General features: G+C 64.9%; 3 protein-coding genes. 2 read left to right on the top strand and 1 reads right to left on the bottom strand.

Going from position 1 to position 4,561, the window contains the following annotated elements; all coding sequences use genetic code 11:
- On the top strand, positions 1–1,911 hold a 1,911-nt coding region (locus tag J7J55_02145; protein MCD6141506.1), incomplete at its 5' end, for an ABC-F family ATP-binding cassette domain-containing protein.
- 25 nt (positions 1,912–1,936) lie between these two features.
- A complete protein-coding gene (locus J7J55_02150; GenBank protein ID MCD6141507.1) occupies positions 1,937–3,382 on the top strand; it encodes a thioredoxin domain-containing protein in 1,446 nt (481 codons plus the stop codon).
- A 47-nt stretch (positions 3,383–3,429) separates the two neighbouring features.
- Here J7J55_02150 and J7J55_02155 read toward each other — a convergent pair.
- On the bottom strand, positions 3,430–4,561 hold a 1,132-nt coding region (locus tag J7J55_02155; protein MCD6141508.1), incomplete at its 5' end, for a hypothetical protein.

Raw genomic sequence — 4,561 nt, forward strand, 5'->3', positions numbered from 1 at the left:
GTTTCCGTACCATCTTTAGCCATGGCGCTTGTACAGATAGAAAGATTGGGAAAGTCGTTCGGCGGGGATGAGCTGTTCTCCGAGTTCACCGCCGAGGTGAACCCAGAGGAGCGGATCGCCCTGGTCGGGGACAACGGGGTCGGGAAATCGACCCTGCTGTCGATCATCGCCGGGAGGGAGTCCCCGAGCGCGGGTAAGGTCCACCTTGCCCGCGGGGCCCGGATCGGATACCTCCCCCAGGTCGCCCGCCTCGCCGGGGACGAGACCCTGTACGATGCGATGAAGCGGCCGTTTTCCGACCTTCTTGCGATGGAACAGGAGATGCGGGCCCTCGAGATCCGCATGGCGGAAAGCGACGATCCGGAAATCCTCCACCGCTACGATGCCCTGCACGAGGAGTTCACCCGCCGCGGCGGCTATGAGATCGACGCCCGGATCCGCGCCGTCCTCGCCGGGGTCGGATTCACCGAAGAGGAGTTCGCGCGTCCGGTGGCGGAGCTCTCCGGCGGGGAGGAGGCACGTGCCGCCCTCGCCCGCGTCCTCGTCGAGGATCCGGACCTGCTCCTCCTCGACGAGCCGACCAACCACCTCGACTTCGCCGCCCTTGCCTGGCTCGAGGAACGCCTGTTGAACTTCCCCGGGGCGGTGATCCTCGTCTCCCATGACCGCCACCTCCTCGACCGTACCACGAATCGCACCTGGGAGATCGCGAACGGTCGGATAACCACGTACCGCGTCGGCTACACCCGGTCCCGCCCCCTGCGCGCCGCGGCGGAGGAGAAGCAGCTCGAGCTGTACATCCGTCAGCAGGAGACGATCGCCCGCTACAAGGACTTCATCGCCCGCCACCACGCCGGGCAGAAACACCGCCAGGCGAAGGATCGGGAGAAGAAGCTGGAACACCTGAAAAAGGAGTTGGTCGAACGCCCGCAGGCGGCGAAGGGGATCAAGCTCCGCATCCCGCTCGGGACGCCGAGCGGCAAGATGGTGCTGCGGATCAAAGACCTCGCGGTCGGCTACGATCGCCCGCTCCTCTCCGTCGCGGAGGAGACGGTCTACCGGGGCGAGCGGGTGGGGATCATCGGAGAGAACGGCTGCGGGAAGACGACCCTGCTCCGCACGATCATCGGTGCCCATCCCCCACTTGCGGGGACGATCACCTTGGGCCATGGGGTGCGGATCGCCTACTTCTCCCAGACGCAGGAGGGGCTGTACGGGGATAGGACGGTCCTCGACGCGCTGCTGTCCCGGTTCGACCTCACGATCGGCGAGGCGCGCGGGATCCTCGGGCAGTTCAGGTTCGTCGGAGACGACGTGAAGAAACGGCTCTCCGCCCTATCCGGCGGGGAGCGCAGCCGCCTCGCGCTCGCGATCCTCTCCCTCACCGAGGGGAATCTCCTCCTGATGGACGAGCCGACGAACCACCTCGACCTGCGGAGCCAGGAGATCCTGCAACAGGCACTCATCGACTACCGCGGGACGATCCTCCTCGTCTCCCACGACCGCGCCCTGCTCGAAGCGGTGACCACGAAGATCTGGGAGATCGAGGGGAAAGAGCTGCGGGTCCACCCGGTCCCGTTTTCCGAGTATTGGCGGAGAAAACAATCCCGGCAAAAGGAGGCGGCCTCCTCTCCCGCCGCACCATCCCCGTCCCGTCCCTCCCGGAAGCGGCAGGACCGCTACGCCGCGAGGAGGCGGGCGGAGCAGCTCGCCGCCCTGGAAGCGGAGATCGAGGAGCTGGAGACACAGTTGGAGGAGCTGGAGCGGGAGATAGAAGAGGCGGGTCTCGCCGGGGACGGGAAGAGGGTGGCCGAGCTCGGGCTCGAGCACCGTCGCCTCTCCCAGGAGATCGAGGAGCGGATGGCCCGCTGGGCGTCCCTCACCGAATCGGAGGAACGGGCTTCACTCTGAACGGAAAATTGGGGAGAATCGAATCATGAGAGCGTTCCTCGCTTTTATCGGTTGTCTCCTCCTCGTGGCCGTCGGCCTGCTGGGCGAGACGGTGGTGCACGTCCAGACCGGCTCGTCGATCCAGGCGGCGATCGACCGCGCCGCTCCGGGAGCGGTGATCGAGCTCGGCCCCGGAATCTGGCAAGAGAACCTGCGGATCACGCGGCCGATCGCGATCACGGGAGCAGGGGCGAACAAGACGGAGATAACGGCCCGGGCATCAGGATATCCGGTGGTCTGGATCTACAGTCCGCAGACCGGCTCCGTCTCCATCTCCGGGATCACCATCTCCGGAGCGCACGGCGATAGCTGTGCGGAGAAGGAGTACAAGGTGTGCGCCGACGGGATCCTCGTTCAGGGGAAAATCAGGCTCGAGCTCTCCAACTGCACCGTAAACCGCAATGCGCTCCACGGGCTGTACGCGAACGGAACTGCGAACCTGACGATCGAAGAGACGACTTTTTCGGGCAACTATTCCGGAATCTGGCTATCGGGATCCGCCAGCGCGCGGATCGACAACGCCGCGATCACGAACAACAAGTTCGGCCTCGTGCTCGCGGAGAGGTCGTCCGCACGGGTGATCGGATGCACGATCGCCGCCAACGGGGCGGACGGGGTGCTCGTGGCCGACGCGACCGAAATCTCCTTATCCAGCAATCGAATCACGGGCAACGGCCGCGCCGGGGTGTGCGTGGACGAGTGGCCGTGCTATCACACAAAGCGCACGTTTACCGGGCGAATCAGCGGCGAGCGGAACAGCATCCCCACCCCGCGGGACAAGGACGGAAACAAGAAGGCGGCGATATGCCCGGCCACACTCCGGTTCCTGTTCTCCGACTCGGGTGGGGTCTACCCGGCGCCGGACCCGCAATCCCTGTTCGCGACTCTGCCGGTGGCCCCACCGATGGAGGGATCGCCCGACGCGCCGGTGACGATCATCGAGTTCTCCGACTTCACCTGCCCCTACTGCGCCCGGTTCGCGCGGGATATCCTCCCCAAATTGCGCGCCGATTACATCGAAACCGGGAAGGCGCGGCTCTTCTTCCTCCCGTTCCCGGTGCACGGAAAGACCGCGAGCAAGGAGGCGGAGGCGGGGTTCTGCGCGCAGGCGCAGGGGAAGTTCTGGGAGTTCCACGACCGGATGTTCGCCGATCTCTTCGTCCACGGCTTCCCGAGCAAGTTCGACCCCGAGCGGGTGCGGTCGGTGGCAATTGCCGCGGGGTGTGATCCTGATCTGCTCTTGAGCTGCCTCAACGCCGGAACCTACGCCCCGGCGGTCCAGGGAGCGATCTCCATCGCCCACAAGCTCGGGGTGGAGGGGACTCCAAGCTTCTTCATCGACGGGCTGGAGGTGTTCGGTGCGGCCCCGTACGAGGTCTTTTCCCGGATGATCGACTCCGAGCTGGTGCTAAAGCGGGCGGCTTCCCAGTGAAAAAGCGCCCCCGGCAACATTGCCGGGGGCGATCGCCAACTCATTTGCTACCTGCGGGTCACCTCGGCGTGATCGATGACAAGATCGCCGTTATAGTCGTCGATCGTCAGCACCACGTGCGGCTGGACGACGCGATAATTGGAGAGCGAATATTCGACCACGTAGCGGTAGTCGTCCTCTTCTCCGTCGCCGTCGAAGTCGCCCTTCTCCACGTCGCGTGGGGCGACGATCTGCACGCGGGCATCGACCAGCACATCGGAGTTGATATCGATCGCCACCGAGTTGGCCGGCTTGCAGCAGGATGCCGGCTCGAGCCACAACCGGTCGTCGATCTGCTGATCGAAGTCGAGGTCGATCTGGCAGTACGGGGTGGGATGGTCGTTCGGATCGTTGGGATGGGTTCCCGCGATCCTCTCATCATCGTCTGAGAAGCCATCGCCATCGGAGTCGACCGGAGCGCCCTTCACCGGCTGTAAGATCGGGATCAGCTCAGAATTGCACGGGTCGGGGTCGAGCCCGTCGATGAACCCATCGGAATCGGAGTCGCGGTTCGTCGGATCAAGCACATCAACGTGGCGGACGGTGAAGTCCGGCCCGTCCTCGTCGATCAGGCCGTCGCCATCGTTATCCAGCCCATCCGGCGGATCCTCATCGATCAGCGCGTCGCCGTCGTTGTCCAGCTCCGCGTAGGTGATCTCGGTACACTGATAGTTCACCTCCGGCCCGTCGAGGATGTAGTCGTTATCGGTGTCGTGGTCGAGCGGGTTGGTCGGGTTGAACGGATAGGCCGAATTGGGGTTCGGCTGGTAGCGCTCCGCGTAGTCGGAGAGCCCGTCGTGGTCGGTATCTGGATCGCAGGGATTGGTCTCGGTCGGATACGGGATCGGCGGGCCGGGGAGCGGATCGGCATGATCGAACTCGCTCGGGAGGAAGTCGAAGTTCCCGTCGTGGTTGCGGTCCTCATAGCCATCGGAGAGGCCGTCGCCGTCGGTGTCCGGGTTGAGCGGGTCCATGCATCCGACCGATGGGTAGACCACCTTGATCGGCCGGCCGAACAGGTCTGTGGCTGGAATCATATCCTGGCGGGAGGTGGAGAACCCCAGTTTCTCGATCCCGTCCCCCTCGGCGTCGCCGTCGGTGTCGTACTGGTTGGGGTCGGTCTCGCCGGTATCCCAGGCG

It is taken from the genome of Candidatus Bipolaricaulota bacterium (assembly GCA_021159055.1).
Taxonomy (GTDB): Bacteria; Bipolaricaulota; Bipolaricaulia; order UBA7950; family UBA9294; genus S016-54.